This is a genomic window from Mesorhizobium sp. M6A.T.Cr.TU.017.01.1.1 (genome assembly GCF_004023115.1).
Lineage (GTDB): Bacteria > Pseudomonadota > Alphaproteobacteria > Rhizobiales > Rhizobiaceae > Mesorhizobium > Mesorhizobium mediterraneum.
In genome coordinates this window covers 13,980-34,445 of the sequence record NZ_RZTA01000069.1, presented here as the reverse complement: position 1 = coordinate 34,445, position 20,466 = coordinate 13,980, and the positions used below count along the sequence as shown (strand labels likewise).

Annotated in this window: 18 protein-coding genes; 12 read left to right on the top strand and 6 right to left on the bottom strand. The window is 63.3% G+C overall.

Annotated features, from left to right (window positions below):
• A partial coding sequence (locus tag EOB36_RS21160) for a dihydroxy-acid dehydratase (protein WP_206637191.1) occupies positions 1 to 773 on the top strand: 773 nt, incomplete at its 5' end.
• A gap of 171 nt (positions 774 to 944) precedes the next feature.
• Here EOB36_RS21160 and EOB36_RS21155 read toward each other — a convergent pair.
• Positions 945 to 2,708: an ABC transporter ATP-binding protein gene (locus EOB36_RS21155; protein WP_095483017.1), complete on the bottom strand. Its 1,764-nt coding sequence runs from the start codon at positions 2,706 to 2,708 to the stop codon at positions 945 to 947.
• A gap of 317 nt (positions 2,709 to 3,025) precedes the next feature.
• Here EOB36_RS21155 and EOB36_RS21150 point away from each other — a divergent pair, with 317 nt between their 5' ends.
• The 3 genes from EOB36_RS21150 to EOB36_RS21140 all read left to right on the top strand — a co-directional run bounded on the left by EOB36_RS21150 (position 3,026) and on the right by EOB36_RS21140 (position 5,751).
• The gene (locus tag EOB36_RS21150) at positions 3,026 to 4,312 is read left to right on the top strand and encodes an amidohydrolase family protein (RefSeq protein WP_095483016.1); all 1,287 of its coding nucleotides are present in this window, start codon (positions 3,026 to 3,028) and stop codon (positions 4,310 to 4,312) included.
• 120 nt (positions 4,313 to 4,432) lie between these two features.
• Complete coding sequence (locus tag EOB36_RS21145; RefSeq protein WP_095483015.1) at positions 4,433 to 4,684, top strand: hypothetical protein; 252 nt, start codon at positions 4,433 to 4,435, stop codon at positions 4,682 to 4,684.
• A 146-nt stretch (positions 4,685 to 4,830) separates the two neighbouring features.
• The gene (locus EOB36_RS21140) at positions 4,831 to 5,751 is read left to right on the top strand and encodes a DMT family transporter (protein WP_095483014.1); all 921 of its coding nucleotides are present in this window, start codon (positions 4,831 to 4,833) and stop codon (positions 5,749 to 5,751) included.
• 2 nt (positions 5,752 to 5,753) lie between these two features.
• Here EOB36_RS21140 and EOB36_RS21135 read toward each other — a convergent pair whose 3' ends face one another.
• Positions 5,754 to 6,656 carry a phosphotransferase family protein gene (locus EOB36_RS21135; RefSeq protein ID WP_095483013.1) on the bottom strand — a complete coding sequence of 301 codons (903 nt, stop codon included), beginning with the start codon at positions 6,654 to 6,656 and terminating at the stop codon, positions 5,754 to 5,756.
• 160 nt (positions 6,657 to 6,816) lie between these two features.
• Here EOB36_RS21135 and EOB36_RS21130 point away from each other — a divergent pair, with 160 nt between their 5' ends.
• Positions 6,817 to 7,449, top strand: a complete 633-nt coding sequence (locus EOB36_RS21130) for a class I SAM-dependent methyltransferase (RefSeq protein ID WP_095483012.1) — start codon at positions 6,817 to 6,819, stop codon at positions 7,447 to 7,449.
• 105 nt (positions 7,450 to 7,554) lie between these two features.
• Here the strand turns inward: EOB36_RS21130 and EOB36_RS21125 are convergent, their stop codons facing one another.
• Both EOB36_RS21125 and EOB36_RS21120 read right to left on the bottom strand, forming a co-directional pair.
• Positions 7,555 to 10,008 (bottom strand): FAD-dependent oxidoreductase, encoded by a 2,454-nt coding sequence (locus tag EOB36_RS21125; protein ID WP_095483011.1) that lies wholly within the window; start codon positions 10,006 to 10,008, stop codon positions 7,555 to 7,557.
• Positions 10,005 to 10,889 carry a phosphotransferase family protein gene (locus EOB36_RS21120; RefSeq protein WP_095483010.1) on the bottom strand — a complete coding sequence of 295 codons (885 nt, stop codon included), beginning with the start codon at positions 10,887 to 10,889 and terminating at the stop codon, positions 10,005 to 10,007. Before EOB36_RS21120 ends, EOB36_RS21125 begins: the two co-directional genes overlap by 4 nt.
• A 436-nt stretch (positions 10,890 to 11,325) precedes the next feature.
• Here EOB36_RS21120 and EOB36_RS21115 point away from each other — a divergent pair, with 436 nt between their 5' ends.
• Positions 11,326 to 12,102 (top strand): DeoR/GlpR family DNA-binding transcription regulator, encoded by a 777-nt coding sequence (locus EOB36_RS21115; protein ID WP_095483009.1) that lies wholly within the window; start codon positions 11,326 to 11,328, stop codon positions 12,100 to 12,102.
• Here the strand turns inward: EOB36_RS21115 and EOB36_RS21110 are convergent.
• Positions 12,099 to 13,016 (bottom strand): NAD(P)/FAD-dependent oxidoreductase, encoded by a 918-nt coding sequence (locus EOB36_RS21110; protein ID WP_095483008.1) that lies wholly within the window; start codon positions 13,014 to 13,016, stop codon positions 12,099 to 12,101. The two genes, EOB36_RS21115 and EOB36_RS21110, sit on opposite strands and share 4 nt — an antisense overlap.
• A complete protein-coding gene (locus EOB36_RS21105) occupies positions 13,006 to 13,455 on the bottom strand; it encodes an Rrf2 family transcriptional regulator (RefSeq protein WP_095483007.1) in 450 nt (149 codons plus the stop codon). The genes EOB36_RS21110 and EOB36_RS21105 overlap by 11 nt, the downstream gene beginning before the upstream one ends.
• A gap of 85 nt (positions 13,456 to 13,540) precedes the next feature.
• Between EOB36_RS21105 and EOB36_RS21100 the strand changes: the two genes are divergently transcribed.
• From EOB36_RS21100 to EOB36_RS21070, 6 genes are all read left to right on the top strand, one after another.
• Positions 13,541 to 14,467 (top strand): LysR family transcriptional regulator, encoded by a 927-nt coding sequence (locus EOB36_RS21100; RefSeq protein ID WP_095483006.1) that lies wholly within the window; start codon positions 13,541 to 13,543, stop codon positions 14,465 to 14,467.
• Positions 14,468 to 14,591: 124 nt separating this feature from the next.
• Positions 14,592 to 15,746, top strand: a complete 1,155-nt coding sequence (locus tag EOB36_RS21095) for an ABC transporter substrate-binding protein (RefSeq protein WP_095483005.1) — start codon at positions 14,592 to 14,594, stop codon at positions 15,744 to 15,746.
• Between the two features lie 181 nt (positions 15,747 to 15,927).
• On the top strand, positions 15,928 to 16,926 hold the full coding sequence (locus tag EOB36_RS21090) for an ABC transporter ATP-binding protein (protein ID WP_095483004.1): 999 nt from the start codon (positions 15,928 to 15,930) through the stop codon (positions 16,924 to 16,926).
• Between the two features lie 250 nt (positions 16,927 to 17,176).
• Positions 17,177 to 18,142, top strand: coding sequence for an ABC transporter permease (locus EOB36_RS21080; RefSeq protein WP_095483003.1), 966 nt, complete (start codon positions 17,177 to 17,179; stop codon positions 18,140 to 18,142).
• Entirely contained in the window at positions 18,132 to 18,947 is an 816-nt protein-coding gene (locus tag EOB36_RS21075; protein WP_095483002.1) for an ABC transporter permease, read from the top strand. The genes EOB36_RS21080 and EOB36_RS21075 overlap by 11 nt, the downstream gene beginning before the upstream one ends.
• A gap of 29 nt (positions 18,948 to 18,976) precedes the next feature.
• Positions 18,977 to 20,404 carry a gamma-aminobutyraldehyde dehydrogenase gene (locus EOB36_RS21070; protein WP_095483001.1) on the top strand — a complete coding sequence of 476 codons (1,428 nt, stop codon included), beginning with the start codon at positions 18,977 to 18,979 and terminating at the stop codon, positions 20,402 to 20,404.
• Positions 20,405 to 20,466 lie beyond the last annotated feature (62 nt).

Below are 20,466 nucleotides of genomic sequence, written 5' to 3'. Positions count from 1 at the left end.
GTGAAGCGCTCGCCCATTGGGACATCGCCCGCCCCACCAGTCAAAGCGTCCGCGACTTCTTTCTGGCGGCTCCGGGCGGCGTGCCGACGCAAGTCGCCTTCAGTCAGGACCGCCGCTGGGACGAGCTCGATCTCGACCGGGAGAAGGGTGTCATCCGCTCGGCCGAGCACCCGTTTTCCAAGGACGGTGGCCTTGCCGTGCTTAAGGGCAACCTTGCGCTGGACGGCTGCATCGTGAAGACCGCCGGCGTCGATGAATCGATCCTGAAATTCACCGGCCCGGCCAGAGTGTTCGAAAGCCAGGACGCCAGCGTCAAAGCGATCCTGTCCAACGAGATCAAGGCCGGCGATGTCGTCGTCATCCGCTACGAGGGGCCGCGTGGCGGCCCTGGCATGCAGGAAATGCTCTACCCGACCAGCTATCTCAAGTCGAAGGGCCTCGGCAAAGCCTGCGCGCTGGTCACCGATGGCCGCTTCTCCGGCGGCACCTCCGGCCTGTCGATCGGCCATGCGTCCCCGGAGGCGGCGGAAGGCGGGCTGATCGGGCTGGTGCAGGAGGGCGACACGATCGAGATCGATATCCCGAACCGTACCATCCGGCTTGCTGTCGACGACGCGGAACTGGTCGCCCGCCGCGCGGCGATGGAGGCAAAGGGAGCTGCCGCCTGGAAGCCCGTGGAACAGCGCAAGCGCAAGGTGACGATGGCCTTGCGCGCCTATGCCGCGATGGCAACCAGTGCTGCAAAGGGTGCGGTAAGGTACGTGCCGGAGTAGCGCGGTTCTTCCCTTCTCCCCTTGTGAGAGAAGGTGGCCTTGCGAAGCGAGGTCGGATGAGGGGTGTTCCAGGGAACGCCAGCGCCTCATTCCGTCCAGCACCCCTCAACCGTCTCGGCGCTGCGCGCCGATCCACCTTCTCCCACAACAAGGGGAGAAGGGAACAGAGCGCTACGGCATCAACTGGTATTCATAAAGCTTCTGGTAGAGGCCGCCTTGCCTGAGCAGCGCCCGGTGCGGGCCGCTTTCCACCACTTTGCCGGCTTCCAGAACCACGATCGTGTCGGCCTGGTGCACGGTCGACAGCCGGTGGGCGATGACGATGGTGGTGCGCCCGACCGTTAGCTGCTGTAGCGCGTCGCGAAACAGCGCCTCGGATTCGGCATCGAGCGCGCTGGTCGCCTCGTCCAGCAGCAGGATCTCCGCGTTGCGCAGCATGGCACGCGCGATCGAAATCCGCTGGCGCTGCCCACCGGAAAGCAGCGCGCCGTTCTCGCCGACCTCCGTGTCGTAGCCTTTCGCCATGGCGGTGATGAAATTGTGGGCGTTGGCTGCCTTGGCGGCGGCGATCACGTCCTCGTCGGGCGCGTCCTGCCGCCCGAGACGGATGTTGTGCATCACCGTGCCGGCAAACAGGAACGTGTCCTGGCTCACATAGGCGATCTTCTGCCGCAGTGAGGCGAGTGTGGCGTGCGCAATGTCCTGGCCATCGAACAGCACCTTGCCGCTCTGCGGGTCGTACATACGCATGATCAGGTTGAGGATGGTCGACTTGCCGCCGCCCGATGGCCCGACCAGCGCCGTCATCTTGCCTGCCGCCAGGGTCAGGTCGAACCCTTCGAACACCGGCGGGCTTTCCGGATAGGCAAAGCTAACATTGTCGAAACGGATTTCGCCCGGCCCCGGCCGCAGCGGCTTGGCGTCCGGCTTTTCGGCCAGCGTCAGCGGCCGGTCGGCGAGCTGGAACATCATGCGCACGCCGACGATGCCGGTTTCCAGCGAGATACGCACGCGGGCGAGGCGCTTTGCCGGTTCATAGGCAAGCAGCAGCGCCGCGATGAAGGCCATGATGTTGCCTGGCATCTGGCCCCCCTGCAGGACCAGAAGGCCGCTGACCAGGATGGCGCCGGAGATCGCCAGTCCGGCAAGCGTTTCCATCACCGGGCTGGTGGCAGCCTCCAGTGTAGCAATGTTGTTGGCGCGGTTCTCGACATCCGACACCGCCTTGTGCATGCGCTTGCGCATCGCGCCTTCGAGACCGAACGATTTGACGACACGCACGCCGATTGCCGTTTCCTGCATCACCTGCACGATCTGGCCTAGCGAGCGGAATTCCTGCGCGGCGATCTTGCGGACGCGCTTCAGGATGCGGTTGACGCCGTAGATGGCTATGGGCCCGATGACGAAGCAGATCAGGGACAGCGCAGGCTGCTGCCAGACCATGACCGCCACCAGGACAACCAACGTCACCAGGTCGCGCACATAGGACGTGACGACGAGGTCGAGCACGCTGCGAGCGGCCTGTGCATTGTTGGTCATGCGGGTGATCAGGTCGGATGACGAGGTCGAATGGTAGAACTCGATGCCTTGCGCCAGGATGCGGTCGTAGATCTTGCGCTGCCGTTCGGCGATGATGCTGTTGCCGACGCGGCTCATGAAATAGGCTTGGACGAAATTGGCGATGCCCTTGGCGATGAAGATCGCGGCGACCGCTGCGGCAATCCAGTTGATGCGCTCGACTCTTTTGTAGATCACAAACTCATTGGTGATTTCGCGCAGAATCCAGGCGCTGGCGCCCGTCATGGCGGCCACCACCAGCATCGACAGTATGGCGGCGCCGTATCCAAACTTGTGCTGGTGAAAGGATTCCCTGATCAGCCTTACGATAAGGCGCCGGTTCTCTTCCGAGCGTTCGTCACCTTTGAGGAACTTCAAGTTCACACTGGATTTCCGTGGTTGCGAATGTGGCGTTGAGCCCGAAGCCGATCGCTGCGCCGCGACACACGATGCGGATTCGCCTCAATGGACGAAAGGCGGCTTATAGAGCGAGTTGTGGTCGGATGGAACTGTTCGCTGCCGCGGAAAGAAACGGCTGCGGCAACCTGTCTTTTGCTCCACGATGCACACGGCCCCGGAAATCGGATTCGATTTTCGCTGGGGATCATGCGCAAAATCAAAGTGCTGCAGCGTCCTTTGCGCGTCCAAGAGGACGCGCGGCGCTGTAACGTGATTCTGAAAGAGGACGACGACAGATGAATTTCGACCTTATCGTCCGCGGCGGCGTGCTGCCCGACGGCACAATCGCCGACATCGGCATCATCGGCGAGACGATCGCGGCCATCGAGCCAGAGTTGAACGTCACCGCGGGCACGGCGATCGACGCCCATGGCAATCTGGTCTCGCCGCCCTTCGTCGATCCGCACTTCCACATGGACGCCACGCTCTCCCTGGGAATCCCGCGCATCAACGCGTCTGGCACGTTGCTGGAAGGCATTTCGCTTTGGGGCGAATTGAAGCCGCTGCTGACGCATGAGGCGGTGCGCGACCGCGCCCTCGCCTATTGCGACTGGGCGGTGTCGATGGGTCTGCTCGCCATCCGCACCCATGTCGATGTCTGCGACGACCGCTTGCTGGCGGTTGAAGCCCTGCTCGACGTGAAGAAGACGGTCGCGCCCTATATCGACCTGCAACTGGTCGCCTTCCCGCAGGACGGGTTTTACCGCTCGCCGACGGCGCGCGACAACACCATCAGGGCGCTCGACATGGGTGTCGACATCGTTGGGGGCATTCCGCATTTCGAGCGCACCATGGCCGACGGCACGCGGTCTGTGACGGAACTGTGCGAGATCGCGGCAAAGCGCGGGCTGATGGTCGACCTGCATTGCGACGAGACCGATGATCCGCTGTCGCGCCATATCGAGCAGCTAGCCTATGAGACGCAACGCCTCGGCCTGCACGGTAGGGTCGCCGGCTCGCATCTCACTTCGATGCACTCAATGGACAATTACTATGTCTCGAAGCTGTTGCCGTTGATCGCCGAGGCCGGCGTCTCGGCGATCCCCAATCCGCTTATCAACATCATGCTGCAGGGCCGCCACGACACATTTCCCAAGCGCCGCGGCCTGACGCGGGTTAAGGAAATGCTTGCCCTCGGCATCCGCGTCGGCTGGGGCCAGGATTGCGTGCTCGACCCCTGGTATTCGCTGGGCACCGCCGACATGCTCGACGTCGCCTTCATGGGTCTTCACGTCGCTCAGATGTCGAGCCCGGCCGACATGGCGCGCTGCTTCGACATGGTCACCAATGTCAACGCCGCCATCATGGGCCTCGACGATCTCGGCCTGGCGGTCGGCAAGCGCGCCAGCCTCGTCGTCCTCGATGCCGGCGATCCGGTCGAGGCCTTGCGTCTGCGTCCCGAGCGCCTCTGCGTCATCGCCAGGGGCAAGGTGGTGGCCGAGCGGGCCAAGCAGGAAACGCGACTCTCGATCGCAGGACGGCCAGGAACTGTGAACCGCAGGCATCGCCCGCCCATTTCATGACCAATAATGGCAGGCCCAATAGGACATTGAACCTGCATCAAGCCGCACGCTTCGATCAGATTGATAGGTCCCAACCTTAAGTCTACAATCAGGCTCCAGTTTTATGTCGAGGAGGACACCATGTGGCACAAGACGGCGATGGTGGTCGCGTTGGCGGCGATCTCAGGCTGCATGACGGCAGAAGACCGTCGTGCCGCGGACGAGGCGAAATGCCGGTCCTACGGCTTCGCCAGGAAGAATGATGCCTTCGCGGAATGCCTGCAGCGCATCGATCTCGCGCGGCGCGCGGAACTGAGAAGCGCGTCGGCTTTCGATCCCTGGGACCGGCTCGTGATCTATCGGCCGGTCATCCTTCGGCCACGGCCAAAGTAGGCCGTTCAAATCGGCGACTTTCAGTATAGGCCCAGCCGATTTCCGGCTCTGGTCTGGCCGGGTTCCCGATTTACGCTCGTCAAAGCGGCTGCTTGCGTCTACGACGCTGCTCACCGAGCTTTCATGCGGGAGGAAGCGACATCGGCATGGCACAGCCAACAGCCCAGAATTCGACGATCAGGAACGTGCTTTTGGCTGGCATTCTGCTGATGCTTGCCGGCGATTTCCTGTTTGCGTTGAACGATGCGATGGGCAAATGGCTGGTCGCCAGCTTTTCCGTCGGCCAAGTCGTGCTGATCCGTTCGATCGGCGCCTTTTTCGTGCTCGGCCCGATGATCGCGCGTCAAGGTACGGCCAAGCTGTTCCGCATGGAGCGACCTGAGCTGCAGGTCTTGCGCGTCGTTATGACGACGCTCGACACGGCGCTGTTTTATGCCGCTGTCGTCTACCTGCCGCTCGCCGACGTTATGAGTTTCTACATGGCGGGGCCGATCTACGTTGCGGCCTTGTCCCATCTGTTGCTCGGTGAAAAGGTCGGCTGGCGCCGCTGGATGGCGATCCTGGTCGGCTTCTGCGGCGTGCTGATCATGCTCAAACCGTCCTCGGCCGCGTTTTCGCTGTCGTCGACCTTTGCATTGGCCGGAAGCATTTCATTCGCCTTCGCCATCATCCTCAACCGGCGGCTGCGCGGCACCAGCGACACCTCGCTCGTGACCTGGCAAACCATCGGCACATTGCTAGTCGGCGCGGTGCTGACCATCGGCAACTGGCAGACGCCGTCCTCGCTCGATTTCGGCGCCATGCTGCTTCTCGGCATCGTCTCCTGCGGCGCGCATCTGATGATCACAAGGGCGCTGAAGCTGGCGCCCGCCTCGACGCTGGCGCCGCTGCACTACAGCCTGCTGCTGTGGGCCGTCATCTTCGGGCTGGCCTTCTTCGGCGACATGCCCGGCCCGCGCATCCTGATCGGCTCTGGGATCATCGTGCTGGCCGGCCTGTTCATCTTCCATCGCCAGAAGGTGGTCGACACTGTGCCGCCCGAACACGTGCCGAAAGGCGTAAATTAGGTCTAACCCGCGCGCACCGCCGCCAGATGCCTTGAAAACTCCGGCGTCTCCATCAGCGCCTTGCAGCGCGAAAAACGCCCGTCGGCATAGGCGCGGAAATCGTCGACCGGATTGCTATTGGCAAGCTGGATCAGCCCCCACAGCGTCCACAGCAGGTCGCACATTGCCTTGTAGATGACAACGCGGCCGCGCTCCGCCGGCGTTGGCTCGCCACCGAAATAGGCGAGCATCATCTCTTCCTCCTGCGCCGTATCAAACTGTCCTTCGACGCTGAGGTCGCCGAGATCCCAGAGCGGATCGTTCATGCCGGAATACTCCCAGTCGACGATCCACATCCTGTCGCCCGTATCGAGGAAGTTTTCGCACAGCGGATCGCAGTGGCAGGCGGCGAGGGGCAGGGGATGCGCGGCAAGGGCCGAGCGCACGGTTTCCGCCTCACGTACCACGTCGTGATAGCCGGTGGGCAGGGCGACGTCCTTGGTCGACAATACCTTCAGATAGTCGTCGATCATCGCAAAAAGCTCGAAGCGGAAGGGAAACACGGCGCCGGATGTATGCAATCTGCGGAAAGCTTCGCCGGCACGCGCCGGACTGCCCGGCCGGGTCCTGAATTTTTCCGGCGACATCGTCTCGGCTCCGACGACGAAACGCGTCATCATCACGCCTGTCTCGCCGTCGACATGCAGCACCTCGGGGCTGACGCCGGCCTTGGCGGCTTCCCGTGCCGCCACCGCCTCGTTGGCGCGGTTGATATACTCCTCTGTGCCCTTGCCGGGAATCCGGAGGCAGACATCTCCAGCCCTGAAGACGAGGTTGGTGAGGCCGCCAAGCCGCTCCAGCGGTCCCTGGTAGGCGGCCAGCATTGGAATGGCTGCAAGCGCCGCGCGTGCTTCCTCGTCCACCATCGCTTTCCGCCCCCTTTCGCGTCTTTATTTGTGGCGACGACGGTTCCACAAATTTCACCGTTTGGCTATCATCGCCGGCATGCGATTCACTCCAGCGCCGTGCGTCCCTGTTGGACGCGCAAAGGTCGCTGCAGCACTTGATTTTGCGGATAGGACTGCGATGGCGGACAGGAAAAATGAGGGTGCGCTCGCCGCAGCCTATGCAGCGCAGCGGCCAGAGGAGGTGGCGGCGCTCTACGACCGCTGGTCCGACACCTACGACGCCGACATGTTGGCGGCCGGTTACCGCCATCCAACCATCTGCCTTGCCTTGCTTGCCCGCCATTTGCCGCGCGGCGCGGCACCGCTCCTCGATGCTGGGGCCGGAACCGGGCTGATTGGCGAATGGCTTGCCATCACAGGCTATCCGCACGTTGAGGCGCTCGACATATCTGCGGGCATGCTGGCCAAGGCCGAGCGCAAGGGCGTCTATTCGGCGCTTCACTGCCTGGCGCTCGGCGGGCCGCTGCCTTTCGCGGATAATGCCTATGCCGGGATCATATCGGCCGGCGTCTTCACCTCGGGCCATGTCGGCGCAGAGGGGCTGGACGAACTGATCCGCATCTGCCGGCCGGGCGGGGTGATCGTGCTGACGGTCAAGAGCACGCTGTGGGACGCCGGCTTTTCCGCACGAATTGCCGACCTTGAGGCGAATGGCATCGTCACGCGCGCCGAGGAGACGTCGCCCTATGTGTCCATGCCGGGCGAGGCGGACACTGTGCCCAGCCGTGGCCTCGTTCTGCGCGTGAGCTGATCTAATGCATGTCGCCCAAAAGTGCGCAGCGGTTTTGGGATAACGACATGCATAAAAACAAGAACTTAAAGCGCGTCGCATGAATCCCTTCAGACGCGACGCGCTTTAGGCTCTGATCTTTTCTCCCGCCGGATCGTAAAGCGGCTCGAGGTGGATCTTTGCCGGTGTCCGCTCCATCGCGACCACCAGCGCGTAATCGCCGGAGGCGAGAAAATCGTCGCTGACGCCATCGGCGTTGCGCACGTAGCCATAGCCGATATTTTTGCCAATGGTGTAGCCATAGCCGCCGCTGGTCAGGTAGCCGACCGGCTCGTTGTTGCGCAATATCGTCTCGCGCCCGAGCAGCACGATCTCGCAATCGTCGACCGTAAAGCCGGCAAAGCGTTTTTTCGGTGCGGCGCCGCTGATGCTTTCCAGAGCCCGCCTGCCGAGGAAATCTGTATTCTTTCTGAGTTTCACCGCCCAGCCGAGACCGGCCTCCTGCGGCGTGTCGTTGGGTGTGATGTCGGAGCCCCAGGCGCGGTAGCCTTTTTCCAGACGTAGTGATTCCAGCGCCCGGTAACCGACCGGGCGGATGTTGTATGTCCTGCCTGCGGCCATCAGCGTGTCGAAAATCTCGCCCGTTGCCGCGATCGGCACATGCAGTTCCCAGCCAAGCTCGCCGACATAGGTGATGCGCAGCGCCCGGATGGTGTGGGTGGCAATGGAGATTTCCCGCACATGGCCGAACGGGAAAGCGGTGTTCGACACATCCGCATCGGTCACCGCAGCCAGCACGTCGCGGGCACGCGGTCCCATCAGCGACAGCGTGCCGAAATCCTCGGTGACATCGGTGAGCGTCACATCGAGCTCCTTGCCGACATGGTCGCCGATCCACGAGAAATCATGCGTCCTGAAACCGGTGCCGGTGACGACGTAGAACCGTTCTTCGCCGAGCCGCGCCACGGTCAAGTCGGCCTCGATGCCGCCGCGCGTGTTGAGAAGCTGCGTGTAGGTCAACCGGCCGACCGGCTTGCTGATGTCGTTGGCGCAGATCCAGTCGAGCGCCTTCAGCGCGTCCGCGCCGGTCATCTCGTATTTGGCGAAGGACGACTGGTCGAAGATGCCGACGCTCTCGCGCACGTGCCGGTGCTCGTCGCCAACGGCTGAAAACCAGTTCTGCCGGCCCATCGAATAGATGTCCTTTGGCTCGACACCTTCGGGCGCGAACCAGTTCGGCCGCTCCCAGCCGAGTTTCGAGCCGAACACAGCGCGGTGCTTTTGCAGCCGTTCATAGAGCGGCGACACGATCCGCGGCCGGCCCGTGGCATACTCCTCATGCGGGAAGCCGATCGTGTAGTGCTTGCCATAGGCTTCCAGCGTGCGGTCGCGGACCCATTGCCGGTCGCGGTGCAGGTCGGAAAAGCGCCTGATATCGACCACCCACAGGTCGAATGGCGCCTCGCCGCCGACCACCCATTGCGCCAACACCCAGCCGGCGCCGCCGCCCGCCGCGATGCCGAAGGCGTTGAAGCCGGCGCCGACGAACATGTTGGCGCATTCGGGCGCCACGCCGAGGATGAAATTGCCGTCGGGCGTGAAACTCTCCGGTCCGTTGATCATCTGCTTGACGCCGACGGTTTCGAGCGCCGGAATCCGCGCGATCGCCTGGTTCATATGCTGCTCGAAATGATCGTAATCGTCGTCGAACAGCCGGAACTCCCAGTCGTCAGGGACGTCGCCGCCGGGAAGATCGGTCGTCCAGGCTTGCGGGTTCGGCTCATAGCCGCCCATCACCAGCCCGCCGACCTCCTCCTTGAAATAGGTGCGGCGGTCGGGGTCGCGGATCGTCGGCGCATCGGTCGCCAACCCGTCGATCTTTTCGGTGATTATATACTGGTGCTTCACTGGCTGCAGCGGCACGTTGATGCCGGCTAGCGCACCGACCTGCCGCGCCCATTGCCCTGCACAATTCACCACCTTGTCGCAGGCGATATCGCCCCTGTTGGTCTTTACCGCGGTGATGCGGCCATCCTTCAAATCGAAGCCGGTGACGCGCACATCCTCGAACAGTCTGGCGCCATGCATGCGCGCGCCTTTGGCCAGCGACTGCGTGATGTCGGAAGGGCTTGCCTGGCCGTCGGTCGGCAGCCAGCTGGCACCGACGAGATCGCCGGTTTCCAGCAGCGGCCACATTGTCTTGACCTCGGCCGGTGACAGCAACTGCATGTCCATGCCAAAGCTTTTCGCCGTCGTCGCCAGCCTCTTATACTCGATCCAGCGGTCGGCATTGGTGGCGAGCCTGAGGCACCCGGTCATCTTCCAGCCGGTGGCCAGCCCGGTTTCGGCCTCCAGCCCTTTGTAGAGATCGACCGAATATTTGAGCACCCGGGTGATGGAGGCCGACGACCGCAACTGACCGACCAGCCCCGCCGCATGCCACGTGGAGCCCGAAGTCAGCTTGCCCTGCTCCAAAAGCACGACATCGGCCTTGTGGTCACGCGCCAGATGATAGGCCGTCGAGCAGCCGATAATGCCGCCGCCGATGACGACGATCTCGGCATGGGCGGGCAATGTCATGATTTTTGTCCGTATTTTGTTCTGTAGTTTTCCAGCGCGGCATCGAGCCGCGTCAGGTTTTCGTCGGTATAGGCGACATAGTCGATGCCGGGCGCGTCGAGATAAAGTTCAGAAACCATGCTCCACATCGCCTCGCGCAGCAGCGATGCGCATTGCATGGCTGCATGCGAGCGGCGGATCGCCTCGTCCGGCTCCTTCATGAAATAGGCGGTTAGAAAGGCGAAGGACTCCTCGTCGCTCATGCCGGCGTTCGAGGCGACGCCGGCAAGGTCGAACATCGCCGTGTTGAAACCGGCATATTCGAAATCGATCAGCCAAAGCCTGTCGCCATCGTCGAGAATATTAGCCGGCAAAAGATCATTGTGGCCAAAAACGATCGGCAGCAGTTTCTGCGCCCGTTCGAGTTCGTCCGCAAGCGTCAGCAACCGCGGTAACTCGCTTCGCATGCGGCTGCCGCCTTCCTCCAGCGTGCGCGCATAGTCGCGGATGACATGGAACACCCAGAACATGAAGCCGGCGCCGGAGACATGATTGGGCATCTCCCGATGAAAGCCGCGCATCAGGGCGGCGACGCGGCCGATATTGGCGCGCACATCCTCCGCGACAAAGGTCCTGGCGCCGAGGTACTCTGTCACTATGATGCCGGACTCGGTATGGCGGACGGCCGGCCCAAAGCCGGCGGCGTGAGCTGCGCGCGCGGTCATCACCTCACGCTCGCGAAAGACATGGTGGAACGGAAAGTCCTGACCGAAGCGCACGACATGCCGCCCGGCCGCATCCTTGACCAGATAGTTGGCGTTGCTCAGGCCGCCCGGCAGCGGAGCGATCTCGATGCTGCCGGTCCAGCAGGGCAGCGCGCGGATGCGGTCCTCGGCGGTCACAGGCTCATCCCTCGTTGGGCGGGGTTCAAGACGCCGCGGGCGAGACAAAGATGGCGGCCGGCAGGAGGGAGCAATGCGAAGATCTCGTCGGTGCGGGATGCCAGGATCGGTATCCCGCACCGCACCGACGAGCCCCTGTGCCGGGTTCTTCGACGCCGGCATCCGCCCCCGCGGATTCGAAAAAATTCCTATCCCTTGCCCCGGACGATTTTCCAGACGTTCGGGTAAGCGAATTTTGATGCGGCTCTGCCATCGTTCTCCCGTGGCCATTCCGAGCCTATCACCTAGCTAGTGTCGCGCCATGTGATCTGGCTTGTCAACGAAAACTTGTGGCTTTTTCTGTCTTCTTGCCCGGATTCGCAAGGATTCCTTGTGTACTGTGGCGAATTTGCCTTAGAAGCGGTCAGCAGCGCAACAATCCGATTGGCGAAGCTCGATGGTCCATTCGAAGCGGCATGGCGAAATCCTGCGTCTCCTGCAGGAGGAGGGCACCGTCACCATCGCCAGCCTGGCCGACCGGCTGGGCGTCTCGCTGGAGACCGTGCGCCGCGACGTCAAGCCGCTGACCAGTGACGGTTCGATCCTGAAGATGCATGGCGCCGTCGGCCTGCCGTCGATGGCCGGCGAGGCGCCATTCGAGCGGCGCATGCGCGAGAATGCCGACGCCAAGCGCGCCATCGCCCGCATGGTTGCCGCCACCATTCGCGACGGCGAATCGATCATGCTCGACACCGGCACCACCACCTCTTTCCTGGCCCGCGAGCTGCTCGGCCACCGCCGGTTGACGGTGGTCACCAACTCCTCCGACATCGCCCGCACGCTGGCCACCGTCAATGGCAACAAGGTCTATATGGCCGGCGGCGAATTGCGCAGCGATTCGGGCGCAGCCTTCGGCGTCTCGGCCATTGAGTTCGTCAGCCGCTTTTCCGTCAATCATGCGGTGATCTCCACCGGTGCGGTCGATGCCGTCACGGGCGTCATGGACTATGATCTGGAAGAGGCGGAAATCGCCCGCATGGTGCTGTCGCGCGGCCAGCGCTCGCTCGTCATCACCGACCACACCAAGTTCGGCCGCCAGGGCCTGGTTCAGGTCTGCGGCTTCGAGGGTTTTTCCGAACTTGCCACCGACCGTTCGCCGCCGCGCGACATCGCCGCCGCCCTTGCCCAGGCGGGCGCACGGCTCAGCATTGCGGATGGCAAGATCGGAATCTAATCGAAAACCAGCGATTGGTGGGCGCATACGCCCGCGAAGGCGCCACCTGATACCGCGAAGGCGATGTTGTGCATCGATCGTGCCGCATCTCCAGCGGCATAGACGCCGGGCACGGTCGTCTGCTGCCGGTCGTCGACGGTGATCACTGGGCCGAGGAAGCCTTCCGTGAAAGTACAGCCAAGCTGCTCGGCCAGCGGGCTCGCCATGGTGTTGCGCGGTGCGGTGAACAGCGCCGCAATGCCGGCTTTGCGGCCGTCTTCGAGACTGACGATCAGCCCGCCCGAACCATCCTGTTCCAGCTCCGCCACGCCGGCCGGCTCGAACCGCACGTTCCGCCTTTCCAGCGCAAGCATCTGTTCCGCGTCAGGCTCGAACATGCCGTTGGCGAACAGCGTGACGTCACCCCAGTCGGCGATCAATTGCGCCTGATGCACTGCCATCGGGCCGGTTGCCAGCACGCCAAGCGGCCCGCCGGCCACCTCGTAACCATGGCAATAAGGACAGTGCAGCACGCTCTTTCCCCAATGCTCGGCAAGCCCGGGGACATCCGGCAGGATATCGCGCACGCCGGTGGCAAGCACCAGCCGCGCCGCGCCGAATGTCTCGCCGCGATCCGTCATAATCTCGAAGCCGGAACCGGCGGCAGCGGCCTTGTTCGCCAATCCGGCGACGACCCTGGCTGTCGGATAGGCCAGCAGCTGCCGTCTTGCGTCGTCCAGGATTGCGCCGGGCGCGCGCCCGTCCTGTCCCAGGAACCCGTGCGAATGTTCGGCAAAACGGTTACGCGGCTGGCCCGCGTCGATCACCAGGACGTTGCGCCGGGCCCGTCCTGCCTGGATGGCGGCGGACAGGCCGGCAAAGCTGCCGCCGACGACGATCAGATCATACTGCGTAGCTGGTAGATCATACTGCATGGCTGGTCACTCCAATCAACTCGTAACGGCGGTGGAAATCGGCGGCGAGATCGGCGAGCGTGATGCGACTGAGTTTTTCCGCCAGCAGCCTCTCGGCCTCGACGCGAAAATCATCGAGCGCCGCTATCACCGCTTGTTCGACAAGGCAGCCGGGACTTTCCGGCTCGGTGCCGAACGGCAGCAGCGTTTCGCCAAGGGCGGCGCTGATCTCGGCCAGCGAGATTTTCTCGGGCGCACGGCCAAGCTGCCAGCCGCCGCCATGGCCGCGCGACGAGGTGACGATGCCAGCGTCGCGCAAGCCAGCAATGGTCCGGCGGACGACGACCGGGTTCGTGTGGATGAATGTGGCGAGCTGCTCGGAGGTCAGCGCGTGCTCCTGCGTCTCGGCCATGTGGACGAGAATGTGCAGGGTCGAGGAAAGTCTGCTGTTTCGTTTCATGTAACTTACTTAGTTACGAGTCTCGCGGTCGTCAAGCGCCCGTCGCCCACTTCCCAGCGCCGCCTTCGCCGTGTTTAGTCCGGCCATGGCCTTCACCATCCGCCAATTGCAGTTCTTCATCGCCGTCGCCGAACAAGGCACGGTGTCGGGTGCTGCGCAGAACCTGTCGATCTCGCAATCGTCGGTCACCGAAGCGATCAAGGAACTGGAACACGATCTCGGCGTCGAGCTGTTCGAGCGCCACCCGCGCGGCTTGAACATCACCCACAAGGGCCATCAGTTCCTGCGCCACGCGACAAAGATTCTTGCCGACGTTTCCGATGCGCGCCGCGCCTTCTTCGGCGAGCAAGCGGCCGCAGGCGGCCGGCTCCAGCTCGGTGTCACCTCGCTGGTCGCCGGTTATGTGCTGTCCGACCTTCTCGCCCGCTATCGACGTGCCTACCCGGGCGTTGAGGTCTCGGCCATCGAGGACAATGGCGATTACCTTGAGCACCTCCTGATCGGAGGCAAGCTCGACATCGCCGTCATGGTCACCTCGAACCTGCGCGATCGCACCGCGCTGCAATCGGAAATTCTCGAAGTCTCGGCCTACCGGCTATGGCTGCCGCTCGGCCACCCGCTGGCCGGCGCCGACATCATCGGCATTGGCGACATCGCCTCGGAGCCGCTGATCATGCTGACCGTCGACGAGATCGAGGAGAACACCGGAAAACTGCTGGCGGCGATCGGCGCCAAGCCGCATGTCGCCTTCCGCACCCGCTCTGTCGAGGCGGTGCGCAGCCTCGTCGCCACCGGCGCCGGTGTGGCGTTGTTGCCCGACCTCGTCTACCGGCCATGGTCGCTCGAAGGCGACCGCATCGAATCGCGCGATATTTCGGGCTCTTTGCCGGTGGTGCAGGTCGGCATGGTCTGGCGGCGCGGCTCCGGCCTGCCGCAGGCCGCACGCGACTTCATCGGGCTTGCCCAATCGCAGCGCATGGTCCGTCAGCGACCGGAGAAGATTGGCCGCTGATCTATCGGAAAAACCGATATCGCCTTTCTGATAAATGAATTTGCGAAACCGGAAATTTCGCAGCACCTTCACGGTCGGGACCAAGCCGCCGCGACAGTGCGGCCCCTCAAATGGGAGATCGACGATGAATTCATTCCTGAAGTCATGCACTGCATTGACGGTCGCGCTGACCTTCTCCGGCCAGGCGATCGCTCAGGTCAAGGAACTCGGCAAGGGCGAAGGCCAGGTCAACATTGTCGCCTGGCCCGGCTACATCGAGCGCGGCGAAACTGACAAGGGCTACGACTGGGTCACGTCCTTCGAGAAGGACACAGGCTGCAAGGTCAACGTCAAGACGGCCAACACGTCCGACGAAATGGTCGCGCTGATGAATGAGGGCGGCTTCGATCTCGTCACCGCCTCGGGCGACGCGTCGCTGCGCCTCGTCGCCGGCAAGCGCGTCCAGCCGATCAACACCGATCTCGTCCCGAGCTGGAAGACGGTCGACGACCGGCTCAAGGATGCGCCGTGGTTCACGGTCGGCGGCGTCCACTACGGCGTCCCCTACCAGTGGGGCCCGAATGTGCTGATGTACAACACCGAGGTGTTCAAGGAAGCGCCGAAGAGCTGGAACGTCGTCTTCGAGGAGATGACCTTGCCTGACGGCAAGTCGAACAAGGGCCGCGTCCAGGCCTATGACGGGCCGATCCATGTCGCCGATGCCGCCAACTATCTGATGTTTCACAAGCCGGAGCTCGGCATCAAGGATCCCTACGAGCTGACCGAGGATCAGTACAAGGCCGCGCTAGATCTGCTGCGCGTCCAGCGCACGCTGGTCGGACGCTACTGGCATGACGCCGCCATCCAGGTCGACGACTTCCAGAACGAAGGCGTTGTTGCTTCAGGTTCATGGCCCTACCAGGTCAACACGCTGGTTGCCGCCAAGAAACCGGTCGCTTCGACTATTCCGCAAGAAGGCGTCACCGGCTGGGCCGACACCACCATGATGGAGGCCGACGCAGCCCACCCGAACTGCGCCTATATGTGGCTGGAACATTCGCTGTCGCCGAAAGTCCAGGGCGACATTTCCGCCTGGTTCGGCTCGTTGCCGGTGGTGCCGGCTGCCTGCAAAGGCAACGAACTGCTCGGCGAAGAAGGCTGCAAGACCAACGGCTACGACAATTTCGAAAAGATCAAGTTCTGGAAGACGCCAGTGTCGAAATGCGCCACCCAGAACGACCAGTGCGTGCCTTACTATCGCTGGGTGTCGGATTACATTGGCGTCATCGGCGGGCGGTGAGTTCGTCTCACTCGTTCTGAGAACGTATCACTGCCCTCACTCTCACCCTCTCCCCGACGGGAGAGGGAGGACGCCGGCGTTTAGGTAAGCCCCCTTCTCCCTGTCACTATACGGGGAGAAGGTGCGGGCAGGCGGATGAGGGCAGCGCCGTCGCCTGAATTTGATCAGCCTGGGACAACCCATGACACCAGCCGTTTCGTTCGCCAAAGTCTCTCGCCATTTCGGCAGCGTGCGCGCCGTCGATATGGTCGATCTCGACATCGTGCCGGGCGAGTTCTTTGCCATGCTTGGGCCTTCCGGTTCCGGCAAGACGACCTGCCTGCGCCTGATCGCCGGCTTCGAGCAGCCGACATCGGGCTCGATCTCCATCTTCGGCGAACGTGCCGAAGGCGTTCCGCCTTACCGCCGCAACGTCAACACCGTGTTTCAGGACTACGCGCTGTTTCCGCATCTGAACGTGCTCGACAATGTCGCCTATGGGCTAATGGTCAAGGGAGTCGGGAAAGCCGAGCGGCACAAGGCAGCCGAGGAGGCGCTATCGCTGGTGCGGCTCCCGGGCTACGGCGCCCGCCGTCCCGGCCAGCTCTCCGGTGGCCAGCGCCAGCGCGTCGCGCTCGCTCGCGCGCTGGTCAACCAGCCCAAGGTGCTGCTGCTCGATGAACCGCTTGGCGCGCTCGACCTCAAGCTGCGCGAGAACATGCAGGAGGAGCTGAAGTCGCTGCAGAAGGCGCTCGGCATCACCTTCGTCTTCGTCACCCATGACCAGGGCGAGGCCCTTTCGATGGCCGACCGCGTCGCCGTCTTCAACGACGGCAAGGTCATGCAGATCGGCACGCCGGAGGACATCTACCAGCGCCCGAAGACGCGTTTCGTCGCCGATTTCGTCGGCTCGTCCAATGTGCTGCCGCCTGATTTCGTCCAGCGTTATTCCGGCCAGCATCGCTGGGGGAGCCTGCGTCCTGAATCCATTCGCATTGGTCGAGCGGCCAAGGGCGACGGCGTTGCCGCTCGCCTCGTCTCGACCAACTATCTCGGCGCCACGACAAGACTGGCGCTCGATGCCGACGGGCTGAGGCTGCACGCCATCGTGCCAGCGGGTGCGAAATTGCCGAGGGAGGGTGAGGCGGTCATGCTCACCTTCAACCGCGAGCATCTGCATCTGATGGACGAGCCCGGATGATGGCGCTGAAGGTAGCTAGTGGACTGAGTGAGGCGCTCCACGGCGCCCCCCTCTGTCCTGCCGGACATCTCCCCCACTTGGGGGGAGATCGGCAGCTTCGAGCTCGCCGCCAATCCTGCAATGTTGGAGATTTGCGAAAGCAGTCGCGACAGCTAATCTCCCCCCAAGTGGGGGAGATGTCCGGCAGGACAGAGGGGGGCGCGAAGGATCGCGGCCTCTCATATTTCCTCCGCCAAGACAGAGCGGCGTCATGACAATCGCCGTGCTCAACTCCAATCCCGCGCCCGCCATCCTGCCGGGAAGCGGCGGCATGCGTGGCGCCTTGTCCGACGTCTTCTGGCGCAAGCCGAAGCTGCTGCTGCTGTTGATGCTGCTGCCGCCGGTGCTGTGGCTCGGCATCGTCTATATCGGCTCGCTGTTCGCGCTGCTCTTGCAGAGTTTTTTCTCGATCGACGAATTCTCCGGCCTCATCAACCGCGAATTCACGCTGAAGACCTATGGCGATCTGCTGCAGGCCGCCAATCTCGACATCATCCTGCGCACGGTGACGATGGCGGCCCTGGTCACGCTCGCCTCGGCGGTCATCGCTTTCCCCATCGCCTATTACGCGGCGCGCTATGCGCGCGGCCGCTGGAAGGCGCTGTTCTATCTCGGCATCATGCTGCCGCTGTGGTCGAGCTATCTGGTCAAGATCTACGCCTGGAAGCTCATCCTCGCCAAGGAAGGCATCCTGACCTGGCTGCTCGCCAAGCTGCATCTTCTATGGCTTGTTGATGGTTGGCTGTTGCTGCCGATCGTCGGCGGCAATTCGCTGTCGGTGTCGTCCACCGGCACCTTCATCGTCTTCGTCTATGTCTGGCTGCCCTTCATGATCCTGCCGGTGCAGGCGGCACTCGAGCGCGTGCCGGGCAATCTGGTCGAGGCCTCGTCCGATCTCGGCGCCTCGCCCGGCCAGACCTTCCGCAACGTGCTGTTCCCGCTGGCACTGCCGGGCATCGTCGCCGGCTCGATCTTCACCTTCTCGCTGACGCTCGGCGATTACATCATCCCGCAGATCATCGGCACCTCGCGGCTGTTCATCGGACAGGCCGTCTATTCGCAGCAGGGCACCGCCGGCAACATTCCGCTTGCCGCCGCCTTCACCGTGGTGCCCATCGTCATCATGGGCTTCTATCTCTGGGGCGCCAAGCGCATGGGAGCTTTCGATGCGCTCTGATGGCTCACAACCCGCTCCTCTCGGCCTGAAGGTCGCCGCCGCCTGCGGCCTGCTGTTCCTGCATCTGCCGATCCTCCTGATCTTTATCTATGCCTTCACGACCGAGGAAAAGAGCTTCGTCTGGCCGCCGCCGGGGCTGACGACGCAGTGGTTCGCTGTCACCTGGAACCGCCCGGACGTTTGGCAAGCGCTGTCGCTGTCGGTCCGGGTCGCTGCCATCTCAACCGCCGTCGCCCTGGTCCTCGGCACGCTCTGCGCGGCCGCCGTGTCGCGAACACGGTTCTTTGGCCGCGAAACCATCTCGCTGCTGGTCATCCTGCCGATAGCGCTGCCCGGCATCATCACGGGCATCGCGTTGCGTTCGGCCTTTTCGCTGGCCGAGATTCCGTTCTCCTTCTGGACGATCGTGCTCGGCCACGCCACCTTCTGCGTCGTCGTCGTTTACAACAACGCCGTCGCCCGCTTCCGCCGCACCTCCGGCTCGATGATAGAGGCGTCGATGGACCTTGGCGCCGACGGCTTCCAGACGTTCCGCCATGTCGTGCTGCCCAACATCGCCACCGCCCTGCTCGCTGGCGGCATGCTCGCCTTCGCGCTGTCGTTCGACGAGGTCATTGTCACCACCTTCACCGCCGGCCAGCAACAGACGTTGCCGATCTGGATGCTGGAGGAGTTGATCCGTCCGCGCCAGCGCCCGGTCACCAATGTCGTGGCCATGGTTGTCGTGCTGGTGACGCTGCTGCCCATCCTCGCCGCCTACTACCTGACCCGCGACGGCGACCAGATCGCCGGTTCGGGCAAATGACGTCAAAAATCCATAAGGGAGAGACTTCCATGGACACAAAGATGCTGATCGGCTCGAAATTCGAGAAGGGCACCGAGACCGAGGAGCCGATCCTCAATCCGAAGACCGGGGCGACCATCCTCAACCTGCCTGAAGCCAGCCAGGCGCAGATCGAGGCAGCGGTGCTGGCGGCCGAAAAGGCTTTCGTCACCTGGTCGCGCACCACGCCGGCGCAGCGCGCGGGCTATCTCCTGAAGATCGCCGACCGCATCGAGGCCGACGCGAAGGATTTCGCCGCACTCGAGGCGCTCAATTGCGGCAAGCCGATCAATGCCGTGCTCAACGACGAGATCCCGGCGATCGTCGATTGCTACCGCTTCTTTGCCGGTGCCGTCCGCTCGATGCCCGGGCAGGTCGCCGGCGAATACATCCCCGGCCACACTTCGATGGTCCGGCGCGACGCCATCGGCGTCGTCGCTTCGATCGCGCCGTGGAACTACCCGCTGATGATGATGGCCTGGAAGCTGGCGCCGGCGATCGCCGGCGGCAATACCGTGGTTTTCAAACCGTCGGAGCAGACGCCGCTGACGGCGCTAAAGCTGGCGAAGATACTAGCCGAGATCCTGCCGGAAGGCGTCGTCAATGTCGTGCTCGGCCGCGGAGACAGCGTCGGCAACACGCTGATCAACCACCCGAAAATCAACATGATCTCGATCACCGGCGATGTCGCCACCGGCAAGAAGGTGCTGCAGGCGGCCGCCAAGTCGGTCAAGCGCACCCATCTCGAGCTCGGTGGCAAGGCGCCGGTCATCGTCTTCGATGACGCCGACCTGGGCGCGGTGATCAACGGCCTGCGCGCCTTCGGCTATTACAATGCCGGCCAGGACTGCACCGCCGCCTGTCGCATCTATGCCGGCAAGAAGATCTACGACAAGCTTGTCGCCGACCTTTCCTCGGCCGTCTCGACCATCAAGTACAACCGCCCCGACGACACCGAGAACGAGATCGGGCCGCTCATCTCACGCCGCCAGCGCGACCGCGTTTCGAGCTTCGTCGAACGCGCCTCCGAGTTGAAGCACATCGAGATCACCACCGGTGGCAAGCCGGGCGAGGGCTCCGGCTTCTTCTACCAGCCGACGGTCGTCGCCGGCGCCTTGCAGGAAGACGAGATCGTGCGCCGCGAAGTGTTCGGGCCGGTCGTCTCGGTCACTCGCTTTTCCGAAGTCGACGAGGCGGTGAGCTGGGCCAATGACAGCGACTATGGCCTCGCGTCCTCGGTGTGGACCAAGGATGTCTCGCGCGCCATGGCGACAGCCGCTCGGTTGCAATATGGCTGCACCTGGATCAACACCCATTTCATGCTGACCAACGAGATGCCGCATGGCGGGCTGAAACAGTCCGGCTACGGAAAGGACATGTCACTCTATGCCCTGGAGGATTATACCGCCGTGCGGCATGTGATGGTGGCACACGGCTAGCGCCTTCCCTTCTCCCCGCTCACGGGGAGAAGGTGGCCCGAAGGGCGGATGAGGGGCAGCAC